Origin of the sequence: Streptosporangium sp. CA-135522, from assembly GCF_050949235.1 — a bacterium.
In the GTDB taxonomy this organism is placed as follows: domain Bacteria; phylum Actinomycetota; class Actinomycetes; order Streptosporangiales; family Streptosporangiaceae; genus Streptosporangium.
In genome coordinates this window covers 6,310,774-6,329,583 of record NZ_CP192026.1, presented here as the reverse complement: position 1 = coordinate 6,329,583, position 18,810 = coordinate 6,310,774, and the positions used below count along the sequence as shown (strand labels likewise).

General features: G+C 71.0%; 16 protein-coding genes. 6 read left to right on the top strand and 10 right to left on the bottom strand.

All coding sequences use genetic code 11. The features are described from left to right. The first annotated feature begins 95 nt into the window (after positions 1 to 95). The 3 genes from lnt (at position 96) to ACQPYK_RS30260 (ending at position 3,199) form a co-directional block, all read left to right on the top strand. Positions 96 to 1,739, top strand: coding sequence for an apolipoprotein N-acyltransferase (lnt, locus tag ACQPYK_RS30270; RefSeq protein WP_433238151.1), 1,644 nt, complete (start codon positions 96 to 98; stop codon positions 1,737 to 1,739). After that, positions 1,739 to 2,482: a polyprenol monophosphomannose synthase gene (locus tag ACQPYK_RS30265; RefSeq protein ID WP_433258942.1), complete on the top strand. Its 744-nt coding sequence runs from the start codon at positions 1,739 to 1,741 to the stop codon at positions 2,480 to 2,482. The genes lnt and ACQPYK_RS30265 overlap by 1 nt, the downstream gene beginning before the upstream one ends. A gap of 171 nt (positions 2,483 to 2,653) precedes the next feature. Next, complete coding sequence (locus ACQPYK_RS30260; RefSeq protein WP_433238148.1) at positions 2,654 to 3,199, top strand: FxsA family protein; 546 nt, start codon at positions 2,654 to 2,656, stop codon at positions 3,197 to 3,199. Here ACQPYK_RS30260 and ACQPYK_RS30255 read toward each other — a convergent pair. Next, positions 3,186 to 3,629, bottom strand: coding sequence for an SRPBCC family protein (locus tag ACQPYK_RS30255; protein ID WP_433238145.1), 444 nt, complete (start codon positions 3,627 to 3,629; stop codon positions 3,186 to 3,188). The genes ACQPYK_RS30260 and ACQPYK_RS30255 overlap by 14 nt on opposite strands. A gap of 458 nt (positions 3,630 to 4,087) precedes the next feature. Here ACQPYK_RS30255 and ACQPYK_RS30250 point away from each other — a divergent pair, with 458 nt between their 5' ends. Both ACQPYK_RS30250 and ACQPYK_RS30245 read left to right on the top strand, forming a co-directional pair. Further along, positions 4,088 to 4,330, top strand: coding sequence for a hypothetical protein (locus ACQPYK_RS30250; protein ID WP_433238142.1), 243 nt, complete (start codon positions 4,088 to 4,090; stop codon positions 4,328 to 4,330). Positions 4,331 to 4,661: 331 nt separating this feature from the next. Then, positions 4,662 to 5,159 carry a GNAT family N-acetyltransferase gene (locus ACQPYK_RS30245; protein ID WP_433238139.1) on the top strand — a complete coding sequence of 166 codons (498 nt, stop codon included), beginning with the start codon at positions 4,662 to 4,664 and terminating at the stop codon, positions 5,157 to 5,159. 231 nt (positions 5,160 to 5,390) lie between these two features. Here the strand turns inward: ACQPYK_RS30245 and ACQPYK_RS30240 are convergent, their stop codons facing one another. The 4 genes from ACQPYK_RS30240 to ACQPYK_RS30225 form a co-directional block, all read right to left on the bottom strand. Continuing rightward, positions 5,391 to 5,969, bottom strand: coding sequence for a snapalysin family zinc-dependent metalloprotease (locus tag ACQPYK_RS30240; protein WP_433238136.1), 579 nt, complete (start codon positions 5,967 to 5,969; stop codon positions 5,391 to 5,393). An 83-nt stretch (positions 5,970 to 6,052) separates the two neighbouring features. Further along, positions 6,053 to 7,171 carry a S1 family peptidase gene (locus ACQPYK_RS30235; RefSeq protein WP_433238133.1) on the bottom strand — a complete coding sequence of 373 codons (1,119 nt, stop codon included), beginning with the start codon at positions 7,169 to 7,171 and terminating at the stop codon, positions 6,053 to 6,055. A gap of 116 nt (positions 7,172 to 7,287) precedes the next feature. Next, positions 7,288 to 8,244 (bottom strand): nucleoside hydrolase, encoded by a 957-nt coding sequence (locus ACQPYK_RS30230; RefSeq protein ID WP_433238130.1) that lies wholly within the window; start codon positions 8,242 to 8,244, stop codon positions 7,288 to 7,290. Positions 8,245 to 8,473: 229 nt separating this feature from the next. Beyond that, positions 8,474 to 9,433: a sporulation protein gene (locus tag ACQPYK_RS30225; protein WP_433238127.1), complete on the bottom strand. Its 960-nt coding sequence runs from the start codon at positions 9,431 to 9,433 to the stop codon at positions 8,474 to 8,476. Between the two features lie 348 nt (positions 9,434 to 9,781). Between ACQPYK_RS30225 and ACQPYK_RS30220 the strand changes: the two genes are divergently transcribed. Continuing rightward, positions 9,782 to 9,955, top strand: a complete 174-nt coding sequence (locus ACQPYK_RS30220; protein ID WP_433238124.1) for a hypothetical protein — start codon at positions 9,782 to 9,784, stop codon at positions 9,953 to 9,955. A gap of 137 nt (positions 9,956 to 10,092) precedes the next feature. Here ACQPYK_RS30220 and ACQPYK_RS30215 read toward each other — a convergent pair whose 3' ends face one another. The 5 genes from ACQPYK_RS30215 to ACQPYK_RS30195 form a co-directional block, all read right to left on the bottom strand. Next, positions 10,093 to 10,662, bottom strand: a complete 570-nt coding sequence (locus tag ACQPYK_RS30215) for a hemerythrin domain-containing protein (RefSeq protein WP_433238121.1) — start codon at positions 10,660 to 10,662, stop codon at positions 10,093 to 10,095. 419 nt (positions 10,663 to 11,081) lie between these two features. Next, on the bottom strand, positions 11,082 to 13,889 hold the full coding sequence (locus ACQPYK_RS30210) for an AfsR/SARP family transcriptional regulator (protein ID WP_433238118.1): 2,808 nt from the start codon (positions 13,887 to 13,889) through the stop codon (positions 11,082 to 11,084). A 255-nt stretch (positions 13,890 to 14,144) separates the two neighbouring features. Next, on the bottom strand, positions 14,145 to 14,558 hold the full coding sequence (locus ACQPYK_RS30205; protein WP_433238115.1) for a hypothetical protein: 414 nt from the start codon (positions 14,556 to 14,558) through the stop codon (positions 14,145 to 14,147). A 40-nt stretch (positions 14,559 to 14,598) separates the two neighbouring features. After that, entirely contained in the window at positions 14,599 to 17,202 is a 2,604-nt protein-coding gene (locus tag ACQPYK_RS30200) for a hypothetical protein (protein WP_433238112.1), read from the bottom strand. A 407-nt stretch (positions 17,203 to 17,609) separates the two neighbouring features. After that, complete coding sequence (locus ACQPYK_RS30195; RefSeq protein WP_433238109.1) at positions 17,610 to 18,806, bottom strand: epoxide hydrolase family protein; 1,197 nt, start codon at positions 18,804 to 18,806, stop codon at positions 17,610 to 17,612. Positions 18,807 to 18,810 lie beyond the last annotated feature (4 nt).

The window sequence follows — 18,810 nt, the reverse complement described above, 5'->3', positions numbered from 1 at the left end:
TCGGACGAAGGGCCGGGTCATGGAGACCGGCCGGGCGAGCCGGGCTTGAGGGACCGGGCGTCACCGTCCGCACGACACCGCAAGGAGCTCCGCCCGTGGCGCAGGAGAAGACGGCCGTCCCGGCGCCGGAGGCGGCCTCGACGGGCGATCCGGCCGAGGGCCCGCCGCCTGCCTCCGTGGCCGTCCCGGACTCGCGCCGTTCGCTCTGGGGCCGGATCGCGGCCGCGGCCGCGGGCGGTCTGCTGCTCTTCCTGTCCTTCCCGCCGCTCGGGCTGTGGTTCCTCTCCCCGTTGGGCCTGGCGCTCGCCGTCCTGTCGGTGTACGGCTCGCGTCCCCGCCGCGCCCTGTGGCTGGGCCTCCTCCTCGGGCTGGTCTTCCTGCTGCCCGCGTTGCACTGGGTCAGCCCGATCGGGACGGACGCCTGGCTGGGCCTGGTGGCGCTGGAGAGCCTCTTTTACGCGGCCTGGGGCGCCGGCACCGCGGTGATCATCCGGCTGCCTCTGTGGCCGTTGTGGAGCGCCGCGCTGTGGACGGCGATGGAATGGGCCAGGGGAGTGGTCCCCTTCGGCGGGTTCCCCTGGGCACGGGTGGCCTTCAGCCAGGGACAGTCGGTCTTCACCCCCTACGCCTCCGTCGGCGGAGCGCCGCTGGTGACCTTCGCGGTGGCCCTGTGCGGCGGCCTCGTCGCCATGCTGGCGCTGAGGCTCACGCCGGCGCCCCGCTGGGATCGAGCGCTCGCCCTGCCACTCGCCGGGGCGCTGGCCGTGCCCGCCGCGGCGTTCGCCGTCCCCCGGTTCGGCGACGAGGGCAGGAGCGTGACCGTCGGCGTCATCCAGGGCAACGTCCCGGGCCGGGGCATGAACCCCCTCGGGGACGAGCCCGCCGTGGTCCTCGGAAACCACACCGGCAAGCTCCACGAGATGGCGCGGGCCGTACGGGAGGGACGGACGCCCCGGCCGGACCTGGTCGTGCTGCCGGAGAACTCCACCGACATCGACCCCTACCGCAGCGAGTTCGCCCACCGGGAGATCGACGCGGCGGTCAAGGACATCGGGGTGCCCGTCCTGGTCGGTGCCGTGGTCGGTGTGGGGGAGGACAGCCGCGCGACGCGCAGCCTGGTGTGGGACCCGGTCACCGGGCCCGGCGCCTACTATGACAAGCAGAAGCTCGTCCCCTTCGGCGAATACACCCCGCTCAAGGATCTCGTGCTGGCCCTGTTCGAGCGGGCGGGCAAGGTCGGCAAGCAGTCGGTGCCCGGCACCCGCGACGGAGACCTGAAGCTGGGACCGGTGACCGTCGGCGCGATCAACTGCTACGAGGTGGCCTTCGACGGCATCGTGGGCGACACCGCGCGGACGGGCGCCACCCCGCTGGTGGTGCAGACCAACAACGCCACCTACGCGCTGACCAATCTGCCGCCGCAGCAGCTGGCCATGTCCCAGCTCCGCGCCGTCGAGCACAACCGGGCGGTGGTAACCTCCGCGATCACGGGTATATCCGCCTACGTGACCCCCGACGGCACGGTGGCCTGGCGCACCGGAGAGCTCGTCCCCGCGACGGGTGTGCTGCGTGTTCCGGTCAGAACCACCGAAACGATCGCTACTCGGGTGGGCGCACTACCCGAATGGGCCTTGATACTTGTGAGTGCGGGCGCGTTGGCCGCCGGGCTGCGACGCCGGCCCCGTAGCCTGGTGCACTCTGTGAACCAGGAAGGTGACGAGCAGGTGGGAGACGCATGATGGAGCGGATGTTCGGCCGGGTGCTCGTCATCGTCCCGACGTACAACGAGCGCGAGAATCTGCCGATGATCGCCGAGCGGCTGCGCACCGCGCTGCCCGAGGCGCATCTGCTGATCGCCGACGACAACAGCCCCGACGGCACCGGCGAGGTCGCCGACGCGCTGGTGGCCGAGGACGACCACATCCACGTGTTGCACCGGCCGGGTAAGCAGGGCCTGGGCGCCGCCTACATCGCCGGCTTCCGCTGGGGGCTGGAGGAGGGCTTCGACGTCCTGGTGGAGATGGACGCCGACGGTTCCCACCAGCCCGAGGAGCTGCCCAAGCTGATGGAGGCGCTGGCCGACGGGGCCGATCTGGTGATCGGGTCCCGGTGGGTGCCCGGCGGCAAGGTGGTCAACTGGCCCGGCTCGCGGGAGTTCCTGTCGCGCGGTGCCAACATCTACACCCGGATGATGCTGGGCCTCCCGGTCCGTGACGCCACCGCGGGTTTCCGCGTCTACCGCGCCGCCACCCTGGAAAAGATCGGCCTGGACAACGTCGAGTCGCAGGGTTACTGCTTCCAGGTGGACCTGACCCTGCGCACCGTCCGCCACGGCCTGCGCGTCGTCGAGGTGCCCATCACCTTCGTCGACCGCACCGTCGGGGCCAGCAAGATGAGCCGGGCCGTCGTGGGAGAGGCGCTGTGGCGCGTCACCCAGTGGGGAGTGTCCGGTCTTCCCCAGCGCCTGCGCCGCCCGCGCTGAGCGGAGTCCCTCCCCGCCGAAGGCTCGCCGAGAACGCGCTGCGAGCGCGCGGAACCACGGCCGTCGGAGGATTCGCTGAGGGAAACCCGTCCCCTCCGACTGACCGCGGAACGCGGTGGCGCCCCGATGCGTTGTCACTGTTGTACGGCTGTCGCGCGATTTGAGGAAGATATGCGTCTTCTGCTGGTCCTCGCCTTCCTGGCGGTCCCGGTCCTGGAGATCCTGGTGTTCGTCCAGGTCGGCCAGGCCATCGGCGTGTGGCCCGCTGTCGCCGCGCTCGTCGCCGGCAGCCTTCTCGGTTCCTGGGTCATCCGCAGGGAGGGCCGCAAGGCCTGGCGGAAGCTCCAGGAGGCGATGCAGACCGGCCGGATGCCCGAAGCGGGTGCTCCCGGTGGCGCCCTGACCATCGCGGGCGGGGTGCTGCTGGCGGTTCCCGGCTTCCTCACCGACATCGTCGGCCTGCTGTTCCTCCTGCCGTTCACCCAGCCGCTGATACGCGTGCTCGGTGCCCGCTTCCTCGCCCGCCGGATCCGCGCCTTCGCCGAGAAGTCGGCGGGGCCCGGCCTCGGCTCGCCGTTCGGCACCCCGGGTTCTCCCTTCGACGCCCTGCGCGAGCAGCCTCCCGGCTCCGGGCCGGTCATCCACGGCGAGGTCATCCGGGACGAGCCGGGCGGTCCGTTCACCCGCGACTCCAGCCGCGACCTCACCGACCGCTGAGATCCGCCAGACGGCGCAGCGAGAGCCGTAACAGCGCCGCGTTCATCGGCCTGACCAGCGGCCAGCCGAGCCGCCCGATCGGGCCGAAGGGCAGCTCGAGCTCCTCCTGCCAGACGATCCTGCTGCCACCGCCCCCGCGTGGCAGCACGTGGAAGACCCCCGTGCCGCGCACCAGCCGCCCGGTGTGCCGGACCGCCACGGTGGTGGGCGGGTCCCACCGGGTGATCTCCATGGTGTCCAGGAACCCGACGGGACCCACGCCGGTGAAGGCGGCCAGGCGGCTTCCCTCGCTGCGGCCGTCTCCCGCGGTGACGTGCGCGTGAGTCAGGACCATCCACTCGCCGTGGCGCGACCAGTCGGTCAGTACGGAGAACACCTGCTCGGGACGGGCGGTCGCGTCCACCGAGACACTGATGCGAGAGCGTTTCACCCTCCGATCCTTCCTCGCGGGCCGCACTCCCGAAACACGCTCGCGCGCTCCCCGGCCACCCGGCGCCACCGATGACGGTCTTGTGGTGCCGGCCCGGTGGTGCTCCGAAGGCGGCGAAAAACGCGAAGACCGCCTGGTATTCCGTGACGGCTCCCACCGGGCTTTCCCGGCAGGCCGGGTAAACGCGAAAGGGGCGAGGTGTCGTCTATGGGGAGCCCACCGAGGGGGAAGCCTCGACGGTCGAGGCTCCACGAGGCCCTGTCCGGCACGTCATGATCAAGTGCTCCGACTTTGACGACCATGAGGTCGATAAGACCTTCGCGTGGCAGTGCGACCGGTTGAGGGCGTTGCGAGACCACGTCGCCTGTCCGGCTTTCCGGTAGGGAGCAAGGCACTGGATCTTGTCGTATTCACCAAAAGAATGGACACTTGCCGCACTTGAGAATCATGGGGGCGGCATGAGCAGGCAACGTTTGGTCCGTACAATCGGTATTGCCGCGATGTTAGTGGGGCTTTTTATTGGTTTATCCCCCATTCCGCACAACGGTGACAACACCTGCGGGAGTGCGTTCTTCCCGGACGGCTATTTCCAGTGCCCCGGTGAGCAGAACGAGCGGCTCCTGCTCGCCTTCATCTTCCTGATTCCCGGAGTGGTCATGGTCATCGGCAGCATGGGCGGCAAAGGAAAGAAGGGCGACTGAAGCGGGCCGCAGGCCCCGTTCGGCCTCCCGGAAGCCGTGGCCGGAGTGCCTCTGGGCGTCGCCGGAACTGTCCCGCCCCGCGCTGCGCCGTACGCTGACCGGCCTTCGCACTGAACCTGCCCGGCCAGGGATCCGGCGCGGGCGCACCGGGACCGCCGGTTGACATAAAAACCTAATTTTCCTACCTTTTAAATTGGCATTAGGGTGAGCGCGTCCCGATGCAAGAATGTGGTGGTGTGACATATGCCGGTGGGTTCGAGATGAGCCGGCCGGCGGGTCCGCCGCCGCCGGGATCGCCGGATGACCCGTGACGGGAGACAGGGGACTTCGCATGACCGCATCCGCCGAAAGGGCCGATGTGATCGTGGTCAGGGCCGTCGGCTGGGACGACGCCGCGGCCGCCGCGCTGCGTGCGGCGATGGGGGAGGAGATGGGCGCCCGATACGCCGACCGGCTCGCCGCCAGGCCGGACTACCTGCCGCGGGGTATGGACGTCGAGCCCGAATCCGTCGCCTACACCGGGATCGCCTACGCCGGTGCCGACCTGCCGGTCGGCCACGTGGCGCTGCGCCGGCTCGGTGCCGACCTGGAGCTCAAGCGGATGTTCGTGGCCCCGTCCCACCGGGGTACGGGCGTGGCACGGGCGCTCCTGGCCGCGGTCGAGGACGCCGCCCGCGCGCTCGGCGGCTCGCGGATCATCCTGCAGACCGGAGATCGCCAGCCGGATGCCGTGCGACTGTACGAGCGGGAGGGCTACACCCCCATCCCGCTCTTTCCGCCCTACGAGCGGTTGGTGGGTTCCCGCTGCTTCGAGAAGGCGCTGACCTGAGCCCGTTACGGCATGGCGGGCACGGTCGTGCCGCCGTCTCCCGTCCCACGGGGTACGGCACGGCGGCCGGTGCGCAGGCGTTCCCCGTGCCGGGAGGGCGAGCCTTGACGTCGAGCCCCTTCCGGAAGACCCGCGCGGGTCTTGCGAAAGGGGCTCGATGCCGCCGGTCTCCCACCGGGAGACGGCGGGAATCCACCGGTAAGGCCGGTTCCGGCGGATTCCCGCCGGCGTCTAGGGGCTGACGGCCTCGGGACTTTCGGTGTAGATCCTGCCGAAGTCGATGACCGGGGCGAAGCCGGCGAAGTTCCGCTCGACCTCGGCCTTCTCAGCCGCGTTCGGATAGGGGTTGGTGCAGCTGACGCCCGCGCTCGCGCCGGACATCAGGTCGGTGCACCGGCCGGTGCGCCGGTCGGGCAACCCGAGGATGTGGCCGATCTCGTGGGCGGCGATGCGCAGCGGGTTGTGGCCCTCGGCTGTCGCCTGCCTGCCCATCCACACGGTGCCGCGCCCCAGGCTGGTGGGCTGGGTCCGGGGCCAGCCGTTGTCGGCCAGCACGACGAAATCCGCCGGGCTGCCGGCCACCAGGCGCACGTTGGTCACGCCGGAGTTCCATATCTGCGCCGCCTGGTCCACCGCGGAACGGAACTCCGCCGCCCGGCCGGCGTCGTAGCGGAGCACGCGCACCGCGACCGCCGTCCGTGCGACCGTCCCGTCGGCCCGCGCCGCTTGGGCCGCCTGTGCGGAGGACGCCGTCACCAGGAAGGCGAACCCCAGGACGAAGGCGATGGTGAAACGGAGAATTCTTGCCACTTCTGTCGGCCTCCTCGGCCATCGGGGGGTGCTCGTCACGACATCGGGGAGTGCTCGTCAAGACGAGGGGGTGAGGAGAACGGTCAGCCGACTGTCAGGGTGAGCCCGTAGACGGACAGGATCTCGTTGACCGGCTGGTGGTAGGTCGTGCCGCCCGAGCTGCAGTTGCCGGAGCCGCCCGAGGTCACGCCCTGGGCCTGGCTGCCGGAGATGAACGACCCGCCGGAGTCGCCCGGCTCGGCGCACGCGCTGGTGCGGGTCAGGCCGCTCACGGTGCCCTGCGGGTAGGTCACGCTGGCGTTGTGCTGCTGGATGGTGCCGCAGCGCCAGCCGGTGGTGGAGCCGGAGCGGCAGATCGAGGAGCCGACCACGGCCTGGGTGGAGCCGCGCACGATGACGTTGGCGCCGCCCGATCCCCTCACCCAGGGCCTGGGGGTGTTGCCCGGGGCGGCGATCCAGGAATAGTCGTTGCCGGGGAACGAGGAGCCCTGGAAGGTGCCGGTCGGGTTGGTGGTGCGGGCGCCGGCCCTGCCGCAGTGGCCCGCGCTGACGAATCCGGGAGTGCTTCCCCTGGTGACGGAGAAGCCGATGCTGCAACGGGTGTTGCCGTTGATGTAGTAGGGGTTGCCGCCGATGATGTCGATGAAGGGCCTGGGCTGTTCGGAGGAGGCCATCACCCGGACCGCCTTCCTGTCCACCCCGGCGGCGGTGACGAGCGCCTCGCCCGCGGCCTGCTGGGCGGCCAGGACCACGACGCTGTTGGTCGGCAGGTCGACATACCACAGGGACGCGCCCGACTTCGCCTCTGCGGGAGCCTGGTCGAGGCGGTCCTTGAGCGCGTTGAGCTGCTCCAGGGTCCGGGTGACGACCACGGGCTGGGCGCCCTTGGCCCTGATCGCGTCGGCCGTGGCGGCGTCGCTGGTGGCGACGAGGAGCTGGGAGGCGTCCGCGTTGAGCCACGCACCGGCGTACTTGCCGCCGAGCGCGCTGCTCAGGGCGGATTCGGCGGCCATGGCGCGTGCCTCGTTGGCCAGCCGGGTGACGGCCTGCTCGGCGGTGAGGCCGAGATCGCGCTGGAGGGCGTCGACGACCGAGGGGGAGGGGGGAGTGGGAGCGGGTGCCGCGGACGCGGGGGCCATGCTGGCGGCCAGATACAGGGCCACGGTGGCGGCGCCGGCCAGGAGGGGGCCTCGACTGAACATGAGCACTCCTTGTGAGGGGTGCTGTCAAAATATTGGCCGGGCCCCTACCGAGGGATGTAGCAAAAATCCCCTATCGCGGTGTTATGGGCTTTGGGTCACCTTTATTGCCTTGATCGTCATCTGGTGAGGACATCGACGAAGTCGACGACGAAACGCGCCGAGTCGACCTTCGTGACCACCTTGCTGTCCGGAGCGTCCTCGTGGAGAAGGGGCGGCGGGGAACCGCCCAGGGCGCTCACCGGGCGGGCGCGAGACAGCGGCCCTTCACCCACCACGTTGACCGGCCCGGACACCGACGCGATCACGAGGCTCGGATCGAGCAGGATCCCGGCGGCCAGGGGGTCGTGCAGCGGGACGACCCGGCGGCCCCACCGTCCCTGGTGGAAGTCCAGATAGGTGTCCAGGATCTCGCAGGCGAAGCGGGCGCGCGGGGTGTCGGCGGCGCGAAGCGCGGCGACGGCCGTCTCGTTCAGGATCGTCACGCCGGTGACGTTGACGCCGACCGCCACCAACTCGTGACGAGGGGCGGAGAACACCGCCGCGGCGGCCACCGGATCATTGCCGATGTTGGTGTCGGCCATCAACGCCCAGTCCGGCTCGACGGAGGGACCCGAGCCGCCCATCACCACCACCGACCGGTATCTCGTGAGCAGGCCGGGATCGACGCGCAGCGCCAGGGCCAGGTTGGTCAGCGGGCCGAGCGCCAGCAGATCGAGCTCGCCAGGTCGCTCGTCCGCGAGCCGTACGAGCAGTTCGGCACCCGTCTCCGCGGTGACCTGCGGCAACGGGCGATGGTACCCCCGGTCGCCCAGACCGTCCGAGCCGTGCGCGCCCGGGGTGGTGGGCGCATGACCGGCCAGCGACTCCGCCGCGCCGCGGGCGATCGGCACGTCCAGGCCGAGCAGCCGGCTGACGTAGCCGATGTTGCGTGTGGCGTCCTCCTCGGCGCAGTTGCCGAACACCGAGGTGATCGCGACGATCTCGGCATCGGGACGGCCCGCGAGGTACAGCAGGGCGTGCGCGTCGTCGATGCCGGTGTCGGTGTCCACGACGACGCGGCGGACCCTGCCCATGCGCTCTCCTTCGCGAAGACGTTCCCGGCGAGGCGTTCCTTCCCGCGGGAGGCCTCGGTTCCGCGGGCGCCCGCGGGGGAGGCGTCCCGTTTCGAAGGCCGGACCTTGCCGGGACATCCCCTTTTTCTTCCTTTTTCGCGATGCCCGTCGGGACCCTGCGGAGGCCGGCCGCGGCGAGAACACGTCCGGGCGGGCCGCTGCCCCGACAGGGAACGGCCCGCCCGGATCGTCACTCCTCTTCTTCGTCTCCCTCGAAGAAGTCGCCGATCTCGTCGATCGCCTCGGCGATGACGAACCCGCCGACCACGCCCGCGGCTCCGGCCGCGACCGCCGCGCCCATGCCGGGCCCGCCGTGGTGACGGTGGTGGTCGTCGTACCCGCCATAGGAGGCGCCATGGGGAGCACCGTAGGAGGCGCCGTGGTGCTCGGCCAGGCCGTTCAGCCAGGCGGTGATCTCGGCGCCCCAGTCCATCTGGAGGGCCTGCTCATGAGTCACCTGGAAGCGCCCGAAGGAGTCGTGGCCGGAACCGTGCCCGCCCTGCTTGTCGGCCTCCAGGATGACGTCCAGCGCGCCGGCGTCGGCCACGAAGGTCAACTCCACCTCGTTGACCCGGCCGGCGTACTGGGGCGCCGGGTAGAACTCGATCTCCTGGTAGAACGGCAGCCGCTGTTGCACGCCGTACAGGTGGCCGGACTCCAGGTCGGCGCTCTTGAAGTGGAAGCCGAGCCGCGAGAAGGCCGTCAGAACGGCCTCCTGAGAGGGCAGGGCGGCGACGGAGAAGGCATCGAGGTCACCCTTGTCGATCGCTTTGGCGATCGCCAGCTCGGTGCGCACGCCCATGGCCATGCCGTTCAGCGGCTGCCCCTGGACCTCGGTGAGCGGCGTCTCCCAAGGCACCGGCACCCGGAACGGGATGGCACGCTCCTCGCCGGAGCCCAGGGTGAACGGGCCGGAGACCTCCGCGCGGAAGAACTCCCCGAGGCCGCTGTGCTCGCCCTCCTCGTGCTCCGTCTCGACCCTGGTGACCAGTCCCAGGGTGACGTGTTCGATCTCCGCCTCGAAATCACCGCCCTTGATCCGGACCTCTCCGGTCAGGAAGCCGCCGGGTGAGACACGGGACACGGCCAGGACGGTGTCCACGGAGGGACCTCCGACGCCGAAGGCTCCCAGCAGCCGTTTGAAGACCACGGATATCTCTCTCCTGTCGTGGTGACATAACCGAAACGGCGAACGAGTGATCGACGTCCGTGGTTCCCCGGATCGCGCGGCTGAGGCTCTCTCGGGAGATCCTTTGCCCGGCGTTCGGAGCCTGGATCCCGATCTCTGACAGTGATCAAGATGGACAGCGTCAAATTGCTGGTTCTGGGCAGCCGGAACCTGTGGAGATAGATTGCTTCATTCCACGGACGACTGATCGGCCGAACGGCTGCGGCTGTCATGTCCGTCTCCGTCACGGGGTTGGACCGTTCCGATCCTGGTGTCGCCGACATGCCGTCCGCACGCCGCCGTTCGCATGCCACAGGAGGACCCGCGCTCATGACCGACAACCTCGCCGGCGAGGACGGACCCGGAGGCGAGGAGCAGGAGTCGCTGCCACGCCGCAGCGACGCGCTCCGATGCTCGCATACGGAGATCGACCGCCGCTGCGTCCTCCCGCCCGGCCACGAGCTGGAGCACGTCTACCCGCACCAGAAGGCCGCCGTCGGATGATCGGCGGACGTGCGCCCATGCCGGAGGCCGCCGCCGGGTGATCGGCCGACGCCCGTTCGCGCCGGGCGGCCGCTCTCCGGCGGCGGGCCACGGCCGCGACCCGGGAGCGCCGCTCTCGTCCTCGCCTCGGCCGCGTCTCAGTGCCCGCGCCCGGTGATCGCGTCCCGGACCCGGTCGACCAGGCCGGCGACCGGTGCCATCAGCTTGTTGGCCGGAGGGGTGTCCGGAGCGGCCGGATGCGGCCGGGTAGGGGCGATCTTCTTGACCGCCTGGACCTTGTGGCCCAGCTCGGCCAGCTGGGAGGCGCTGGCGTGGCTGCGCAGCAGCGGGAAGAGATCCCCCTCCTCCTCCCGCACGTGTGCGCGGATCTCGGCCATCAGCTTGCCCAGCAGGGCGGCGTGGCGAGGGTCGGAGACGTCGGTCCGCTCCAGCTCCTTCATGGTCCGCTCCGCCTCGGCGTGCTCGGCCAGCTCCCGGTCGGCGAGCTGCCCGCCGCCGGGCACCAGATCCCGCACGGCCGGATACAGATAGGCCTCCTCGGCGACCGAGTGGCGCGCCAGCTCGATGATGACCTTCTCGGTCAGCTCCCCACGCCGCTCGGTGTCGGCCTCGCCCAGCCGCTCCAGCTCGCCGAACATCTCCTCCACCTCGCGGTGGTCGTGCGTGAGCACGGTGACGACGTCCGTGTCCTGGTCTGCGCTCATCATTGGCTTCCTCTCCGCATACACGGGTCCGCGTGGACGAATCGCTCGCAAGGAGCGGTCAGGGGGACCTTGATCACGGCGCGCCGGCGGGTTCACGGCGGCGCCGTCCTCTCGACGACACCACGACCGGCTCGACGGCGGCTCGTCAGGCGCGGGCGGGTGGGAGGATCTTTTCCATCGGGCACCCGCCTGATTACCCGCCCGGTCATCCCGGCGGTCCCGGTCCCGTGCGGGCGGCAGCCCGGCTCGGCACCTTCGTGCACGACGCGGCCGTGCCCGTGTCCCTGCCAGCGCCTCCGTTCGTGCTCTTGTTCATGCGTGCACGACTTCATGCGTGCACGACGCGCCCGTGCCCGTGTCCCTGCCAGCACCCTGTTCGTGCCTCTGTCCGTGCTCGTGTCGCGTGCCGTCAGAGCCGCCGTCTACAGGGAGTCGGTCTCCACCAGGCGGCGCCGTACGGCGCCGGCCCGCTCGTCGTCGAGCTCGGTGAAGATCTCCACGGCCTCCCGCCAGCGGGCACGGGCCGCGCCGAGGTCGTCCGAGCCGTGCAGGGCCTCGCCCAGCCGGCTCAGGACGTCGGCCTCGCCACGGCGGTCCTCGAACTCCCGCATCAGCTCGAGCGCGTCGAGGAACAGGGCCGCGGCCTCGCCGAACCGCCCGAGACCGGCCTGCGCGGTGCCGAGGGCACGCAGGGCCTCGCCCCGGCGGTAGCGGTCGCCGAGCTCGGTGTACATGTCCAGCGCGGTGCGCGCGCCGGTCAGCGCCTCGGCGTGGCGGCCCAGTTCGTTGTCGTTCTGGGCGATGTCGTTGCGCACCTCGGCCTCCAGGTGCCGGTCGCCGCTGTCACGCGCGATGACCAGCGCCTGGCCGTAGCAGTCGGTCGACTCGGCGAGCCGGCCGAGCCGGAAGTAGGTGGCGCCGAGGTTGACCAGCACGTCCCCCTCCAGGTCCCGGTCCCCGATGCGGCGAGCCACCGCCAGCGCCTCGTCGTAGTGTCCGACGGCCTCGCCGAGGCGGCCGAGCCGGGTGTTGACCCAGGCCAGGTGGTTGAGGGCGCAGCCCTCCTCGTAAGGCTCGCCCTCGGTCCTGCTCGCCCGGACCGCGACGCCGTACACGGCGGCCCACGCCGTTCCCGGCACGTGGAAGTCGAAGAACGCCGCCAGCGTCCGGGGGATGCGCCAGGCGGGTCCGTGCCATCCCCGCGACGCCGCGTAGTGGGTCGCGGCCATGAGGTTGGGCAGCTCCTCCTCGTACCAGCCGACCGCCTCTTCGGGACCGTCGAACTCCGGCAGGCCGAGGTCGGCCGGCACGGGACCGGCGGGGAACGGCCGCCCCGCGGGCGGCAGATGCTCGGCGGCGGCGCGGGCCGCGTGCAGGTACCAGTCCAGGACGCGGCGGAGCGCGGCGTCCTGGTCCGCCGCCTCGCCCTCGCGGGCCCGCTCGGCGGCGTAGCTGCGCAGCAGGTCGTGGAAGTCGTAGCGTCCCGGGAAGCGTGAGCGGAGCAGGTGGTCGGCGGTGAGCCGGTCGAGCAGCCGGGTGACTCCGGCGAGGTCGCCGCCGGCCAGGGCGGCGGCGGCCCCGGTGCTCACCTCCGGTCCCGGATGCAGGCCGAGCAGCCGGAACAGCCGTGCCGAGTCCGGATCCAGGGCGCCGTAGGTCCAGGAGAAGACCATCCTGAGGTCGGTGTGGTCTCCGTCGCCCGTGTCGAGCGCCGTCAGCCGGGTGCGCTCGTCCCGCAGGTCCGCCACGAGCTTGCCGAGCGGAACCCCGGGGAACCGCGCCGCGCGTTCGGCGAAGATGCGCAGTGCCAGCGGGAGACGGGCGCAGCGCTCCACGATCTCGGCGACGGCCGTCGGCGCGGAGACGAGACGCTCCGGTCCGAGAACCTCCGACAGCAGCTCGACGGCCTCCTCCGAGGGCATCTGGTCCAGTACGACGCGCCGCGCGCCGTACTGGACGATGAGGCCGCGCAGCTGGTTGCGGCTGGTGACGACGACCATGCCGTCGGAACCGGGCATCAACGGGCGGATCTGCTCGCTGCTGCCGGCGTTGTCGAGCAGGACGAGGGTCCGCCGGCCGGTCAGCAGCGTCCGGAACAGGGCGGAGCGCTCCTCCAGGCCGGCGGGTATCCGCCCGGCCGGGGTGCCCAGGGCGCGCAACAGCGTCTCCAGCGCCGCCGCCGGCTCCAGGGGCGGCTCCGGGCCGTAGCCGTGCAGGTCGAGGTAGAGCTGGCCGTCGGGGAAGCGATCCCGGATCCGGTGTGCCCAGTGGACGGCCAGAGCGGTCTTCCCGGATCCGGCGGTGCCCTGCACCGAGACGATCCTCGGCCCTCCCGGCGCCGGGGACGCGCTGTCGTCCAGCAGCCGGTCGAGCTCCGCCAGCTCGGCGCGGCGCCCGGCGAATCCCGGCATGTCCGGGCGGAGCTGCTGGGGAACCGGGTGGGACGCCGTCTCCGCGCGCGCCATCGCCTGCGCTCCGTCGGGAGAGCCGATGGACGGGTCGTCGGTGAGTATCGCCTGGTAGGTGGCGCGCAGCGCCGGGCCGGGGTCGATGCCCAGCTCCTCGGCCAGCAGCGCGCTCAGCGAATGGTAGGCCTGCAGGGCCTCGGCGTGGCGCCCGCTGCGGTGCAGGGAGAGCATCAGGCGCTCCCAGAACGGCTCCCGCAACGGGTGCGAACGGGTCAGCTCCCGAAGCGTGGCCACCAGCTCCGCATGCCGGCCGGTCCGCAGGCCGACGTCCAGCCACTGCTCCTGGACGCGCAGCCACTCCTCGGTCAGCGACTCGGCCGCGTCGGCGTGAAGGGGTGCGGAGTCCACGTTGGACAGCAGCGGCCCCCGCCACAGCGCGAGGGCCTCCGACAGCACGCGCGAGGCCGTGTCCAGGTCCCCACCGGCGGCGGCGCGCCGCCCCGAGGCCGCCAGGCCGCGAAAGCGCAGCAGGTCGAGCGAGGCGGCGTCGACGTCGGCGCGGTATCCGTCCTGGACGGTACGGATGACGTCTCGCGCCCCGAGCTGCCGCAGCCTGTTGACGTAGGTGTGCAGCGTCGCCTTCGCCCGGTCGGGGTCATCGACCCCGCCCTCCCACAGCCATGAGGTCAGCCGTGTGACCGGGACGATCTCCCCGGGGTGCAGCAGCAGACCGGCCAGCACCACACGGAGCTTGTTGCCGCCGACCGGCACCTCCCGGCCGTCGGAGAGCACGGTCAACGGACCGAGTACATGAAATCTCACACCATCACCCGTGACGCGGAACCGGCGGTCGTCGCCGATCCTGGCGGAAACCGGCCGGGATCACGCTACCGCTGAATCCCGCCACGCGGACCACGCGCGGCCGGGAGCGCGCCGGGCCCGTATCCGGGGTACCGGGCCCGGACCGGACCGGACCCGGACCGTGCGGCAGGTTCGGCAGGCGGTCGCGCACCGTTGAGCGCCGCGCCGGTACGGCACGGGCGTCGGCCGGGCGGCGCCCGAGTGGGGGAGACCGGATCAGTTCTGCAGGCGGCGGGTGAATTCGGCGCTGAGCTCGTCGCCGGCGGCCGCGACCAGGCTCGTGACGGCCGGGCTGACGATCACCCGGCCCACGGCGGCGGCCAGACGGGGAAACTTACGGGTGAACCAGCCGCGAACGTGCTCCATGGTCGCCAGATCGGGAGTCTCGGCGAGGAGCGCCTCCTCCAGCTCGTCGAGCTTGGCGAGAGCGGCCTCGGCGTTGTCGCCGCCCTCGGAGCCGATCAGCTCCCGCAGCTCGTCCAGCCGGGCTTTGAGACCGTCGACGTCCCGGGGCGGGGACGCCTGCTCCGCCTGGTTCCATACCGCGATGTTCCCGTCGCCGGCATTGATCTGTCCGACCATGTTCCGGCCGACGCGGACGCTGATTCCTTCTTTCGGGCTGTCTGTCATGAGCGCTCTTCCAATGGCGGGGCGGGGACCAGGGCGGGATTCACGGCGGCGGTGGCTCGTCGGGCCGTTTGGAACCGGTCAGATTGGCGCAGACGGACTGCAGGGTGCCCTCCGCGATGTCCTTGGTGGCCACGCAGGCCACGAGTCTGACCGACGGGAGCTCCCCGGCCGCCGATTTCCTCGTCTCGTCGACCCGCTCCTGTGTGACGGTCACCGTGCAGGTCGGGGATGCCGGGCCCTCGTCGCAGCCGTACCAGACAAGCGTCTTGTCCCGTTTGAGGTTTCCGAACTGAGGCCAGGGGTCCTCGCCGACGACTTCGGCGGTGAGAGTGAAGCTGCCGCCGATGGGCGTGTCGAAAAAGCACGAGGAAGGTTCCGGCAGCTCGCCGGGTTTGTTGGTGGGCGTGGGGAACACGCACCCCTCGGGCTGACCGGTGATCTTCAACCGCCATCGGGTCGCCGCCACGATGCCGAACTTCGTCATCGGAGCGGCCGGAGTCGACGGCGCCTGCACCTGTGCCTGGACGGCGGCGCACGCCTTGCGCGCGGCCTTGTCCTTGGCGCTGGTCGTGGTGACGCAGACGGTCTGCTCCCGGTCGGCGCGGACCGTGCACGACGACGCGCCCGGACCCTCGGTGCAACCCCAGTAGCGGAAGGCCACCTTGTCGGGCAGCGGCTGGTCGGGGCGGACCTCTATCGGTCCGACGGCTCCGCGACGGGAGTTGACCAGCCATGTGCAGTTCGTGCCCTTGCCCGCGGCCTGGCAGTTGCCCTCCGGCGAGCCCGGCATGGTCACGTTGACGAGCCGCGTGGAGACCTTCACGTGCACGGGGACGGTGCCGGACTCGGTGAGCCGGCCGAGGATCACGCCTCCGCCGGCCACGAGCCCGCCGCCGAGGGCGGCCCCCACGATGATCTTGGCGGTGAGCGACATGCCGGTCTTGACTTTCGCACCGGAGACGGCCGTGTCACCCGTCCCCTGCCAAGTCCCCGTGTCCTGCCCGGTCCCGGTCTTCTCCGCGGCGTCCGTGGAACCGTGTGACGACGATTTCGCCGCCGTGGGGTCCGGTCGCCCGGCGGTCTGCGCGTGCCCGGTGGCGTCGGCGTTCGCGGTGACGTCGGTGTGAGGTGCCGAAGGTCCGGCCTGGGTCGACGCCGTGGCCCCGGTGTCGCCGGGAGGCGCCGACGGGACCGGCGAGGTGCCCAGGGTTTGGGCGTGCTGGGCGGCTTCCACCGCCTGGGTGTCTCCCAACCGCTTCCAGATCGCGATCGCCGCGCCGAGGGAGGCGATCGCCACGACCCGTTTGCCGGTCAGGAGGGCCCTGATCCCGTTCTCATGGTTGAAATACGCCTGGGCGGGCTCGTCGCCCGCGAGCCGCGCGGCTCCCAGACCGCTGCCGAGCAGACGCCGCCACGCGCCCCAGCGCAGCGAGCACGCCGTGGCGGGAGCCGCGGCCCGGGCGAGACGACTGCCCAGCTCCGGCCGGCCGGCGTGGCTCAGTGCGCCGACCAGTCCGGTGATGAAAGCCTCGTGATCGGCGACTTCCAGCGGTGAGACACCCTTGGACGCGGTCCACAGGATGAGGCGCTCGCCGAGCGCGGCGAGGCGGTCCGGGGCCGTTCCGAACTCGGCGGGCAGCGCACCGGCGATTCCCGCGGCGAGCCGGTGACCATGATCCGACTCGATGAGCAGCCCGATGCGTGCCAGGTGGGCGACGAGCGGCTCGATCTCGCCGTCGCCCTCGCGGAGCAGGGCGATCAGGGCCGTCGAGACCGTGGCGCCGTCGGCTGTGGCGAGCAGCGTGACGATCTCGCGTCCGGGGCCGTCCAGGCTCTCGAGAAGGCGGGCGAGGATCTCCGGCACCTCGGAGGGGTGGGGGAGGGACAACCCGCCGTCCTCGACCGGGCGAGCGGCGGCGACGGCGCGCACGAGGTCCAGGGGGTGTCCTCCGGTCGCCTCCCGGAGCAGGTTCGCGGCGGCCTCCTCGGCGGGCAGAAGCGACCGGCCGACCGCCGTGGCGACGAGTTCGAGACTTTCCCGCGGGCCCAGCCCGCCAAGGGGGATCACGTCTCCGTGCCCCCACATCGACCGTTCGGCCGAGGTCATCAGCACCGCGCCGTCCGGCACCGCGTCCAGCAGGGTGGCGAGCTCGTCACCGGGACAGTCCAGGTCGTCAACCGCCAGGCACACGTTGACGCCCGCCATCAGCCGGCGCAGCTCGCCGTTCGACGGCCGGAAACCCGACGTCTCGTAACAGGCTTCGAAGGCGTCCTGGACGATGTCTTCGACGTCGCGACCATGTCCGTTGAGGAACACCATGTCGCCGCCCGCGTCCGCGATGTCCCTGGCGGCGTGCCGCAGCAGGACGCTCTTCCCGCTTCCCTGCCGTCCGTGGACCTGCACCGCGCGCCCGCTCGCAGCGGCCAGCGCGAGCGCCGACAGCTCCTCCTCCCGGCCGACGGGAGCGTCGGCGCGCCGCGGGAGTAACCTGATCCGGTCGTACCGGCGAGGTTTCGGCCGTTCCGTGCCCTGGATCACGGTGATGATCGACCGCTCGGCGGTGACGGTGACGTTGTGGTCGCCGACCACGAGTTGTCCCCGGACGTCGCGCCCGACTCGTACAGATCGTGTCGCGTCGTCCATAGGGCCCCTCCAGCGTGGATTCCCGGTCACCTACCAGAAAGAGAACACCAGGAGAGGCAACCCCGTTCGCCCTCACCGATGTGGACTTTATGTCATGCGCAATCGGGCGTCCATCAATACGTAAATGTCAGACGGTGTCACCTCGTGGAAGGCCTTTGGGAGATGTCGTATCCATTGTTGGACACACGAGGTGGACGCCTGGCTTCGGTGCGGGGCCGGTGTCGAACGCCGAGGTCCCGGGGGTGCCGCTCAATTGCGTGGGGCGCGGTCGGCCGCCGGCCGAAACTTTCACATTCCCGACTTATCTCATATTGGTCATATTGGGGATATATCGCTCCACGCCGCCGGGAGGCCGAGGCGGCGTGGAGCATCGGTGGATCACCCTCCACGGTATGGGCCTCGTGCGGTCAGGAGGTTGTTTCGCGGAGCTTCCGGAAGAATGTCCGTATATCAGCGACCAGCAGGTCCGGTTCCTCCATCGCGGCGAAATGCCCGCCCCGGTCGAACTCCGTCCATTGCACGATGGTGTTCGTCCGCTCCGCGATGTGCCGCAACGGTATGAAGTTCTCCCGGGGGAAGTCGGCCAGGGCGGTCGGCGCGCTCGACGGCTCGGGCGGCGCCCCCCGGTAGGCGGCGTGCGCCCTTTCGTAGTAGATACGGGCGGACGAGCCGGCCGTCCTGGTCAGCCAGTACAGCATCACGTTGGTGAGCAGGTGATCCCGGTCGACGGCGTCCTCCGGGCGGTCGCCGGAATCCGTCCACTCCTTGAACTTCTCGGCTATCCACGCCAACTGGCCGACCGGTGAGTCGGTCAGCCCGTACGCCAGCGTCTGAGGCCGGGTGGACTGGATGTCGGCGTAACCCTGGCGGTCGCGGCTCCACTGCCGGGTGCGCTCCCAGGACGCCAGCGTGCGCTCGCGCTCGGCCGGGCTCAGCGCGGCCAGCTCGTCGGCGTTCGGCTCCTCGAACGCGGCCGAGCCCGGCAGCAGGTTCAGGTGTACGCCGATGGTCCGGTCGGGACGGGTGCGGCCGAGTTCGCGGGAGATGATCGAGCCCCAGTCCCCTCCCTGGGCACCGTACCGCCGGTAGCCCAGGCGCTCCATCAGCTCGGCGAAGGCGGCGGCGACGCGGCGAAACTCCCAACCGGTCTCCCGCGTCGGCCCGGAGAACCCGAAACCGGGAATGCTCGGCATCACCAGGTGGAACGCGTCGGACGGGTCACCGCCGTGCGCCCGTGGGTCCGACAGCGGACCGGCGACCTCGGTGAACTCCACGATCGAACCCGGCCAGCCGTGGGTGATGATCAGCGGGGTCGCATCCGGTTCCGGAGACCGGATGTGGGCGAAATGGATGTCGGCCCCATCGATCGTGGTCGTGAACTGCGGCCACCGGTTCAGCCTGGCTTCGGCGGCACGCCAGTCGTACTCGTGTCGCCAATATCGCGCGAGTTCCTTCAGGTAGTCACGCGGGATGCCGTACGCCCAGCCCACTCCGGGCAGCTCGTCCGGCCATCGGGTGCGGTCGAGCCGCTCGTGCAGATCGTCCAGCTCGCTTTGCGCGATGTCGATGCGGAACGGATGGATGCTCTCATCAGTCGTCGTCATTTCG

What these genes read in the sequence shown, in the direction of transcription:
- ACQPYK_RS30265 (WP_433258942.1), top strand. Translation starts at nt 1,739, where the DNA reads ATGGAGCGGATGTTCGGCCGGGTGCTCGTCATCGTCCCGACGTACAAC.
- ACQPYK_RS30230 (WP_433238130.1), bottom strand. Translation starts at nt 8,244, where the DNA reads ATGGGCAGGGTCCGCCGCGTCGTCGTGGACACCGACACCGGCATCGAC.
- ACQPYK_RS30235 (WP_433238133.1), bottom strand. Translation starts at nt 7,171, where the DNA reads ATGTTCAGTCGAGGCCCCCTCCTGGCCGGCGCCGCCACCGTGGCCCTG.
- ACQPYK_RS30220 (WP_433238124.1), top strand. Translation starts at nt 9,782, where the DNA reads ATGACCGACAACCTCGCCGGCGAGGACGGACCCGGAGGCGAGGAGCAG.
- ACQPYK_RS30245 (WP_433238139.1), top strand. Translation starts at nt 4,662, where the DNA reads ATGACCGCATCCGCCGAAAGGGCCGATGTGATCGTGGTCAGGGCCGTC.
- ACQPYK_RS30195 (WP_433238109.1), bottom strand. Translation starts at nt 18,806, where the DNA reads ATGACGACGACTGATGAGAGCATCCATCCGTTCCGCATCGACATCGCG.
- ACQPYK_RS30250 (WP_433238142.1), top strand. Translation starts at nt 4,088, where the DNA reads ATGAGCAGGCAACGTTTGGTCCGTACAATCGGTATTGCCGCGATGTTA.
- ACQPYK_RS30260 (WP_433238148.1), top strand. Translation starts at nt 2,654, where the DNA reads ATGCGTCTTCTGCTGGTCCTCGCCTTCCTGGCGGTCCCGGTCCTGGAG.
- ACQPYK_RS30200 (WP_433238112.1), bottom strand. Translation starts at nt 17,202, where the DNA reads ATGGACGACGCGACACGATCTGTACGAGTCGGGCGCGACGTCCGGGGA.
- ACQPYK_RS30215 (WP_433238121.1), bottom strand. Translation starts at nt 10,662, where the DNA reads ATGATGAGCGCAGACCAGGACACGGACGTCGTCACCGTGCTCACGCAC.
- ACQPYK_RS30205 (WP_433238115.1), bottom strand. Translation starts at nt 14,558, where the DNA reads ATGACAGACAGCCCGAAAGAAGGAATCAGCGTCCGCGTCGGCCGGAAC.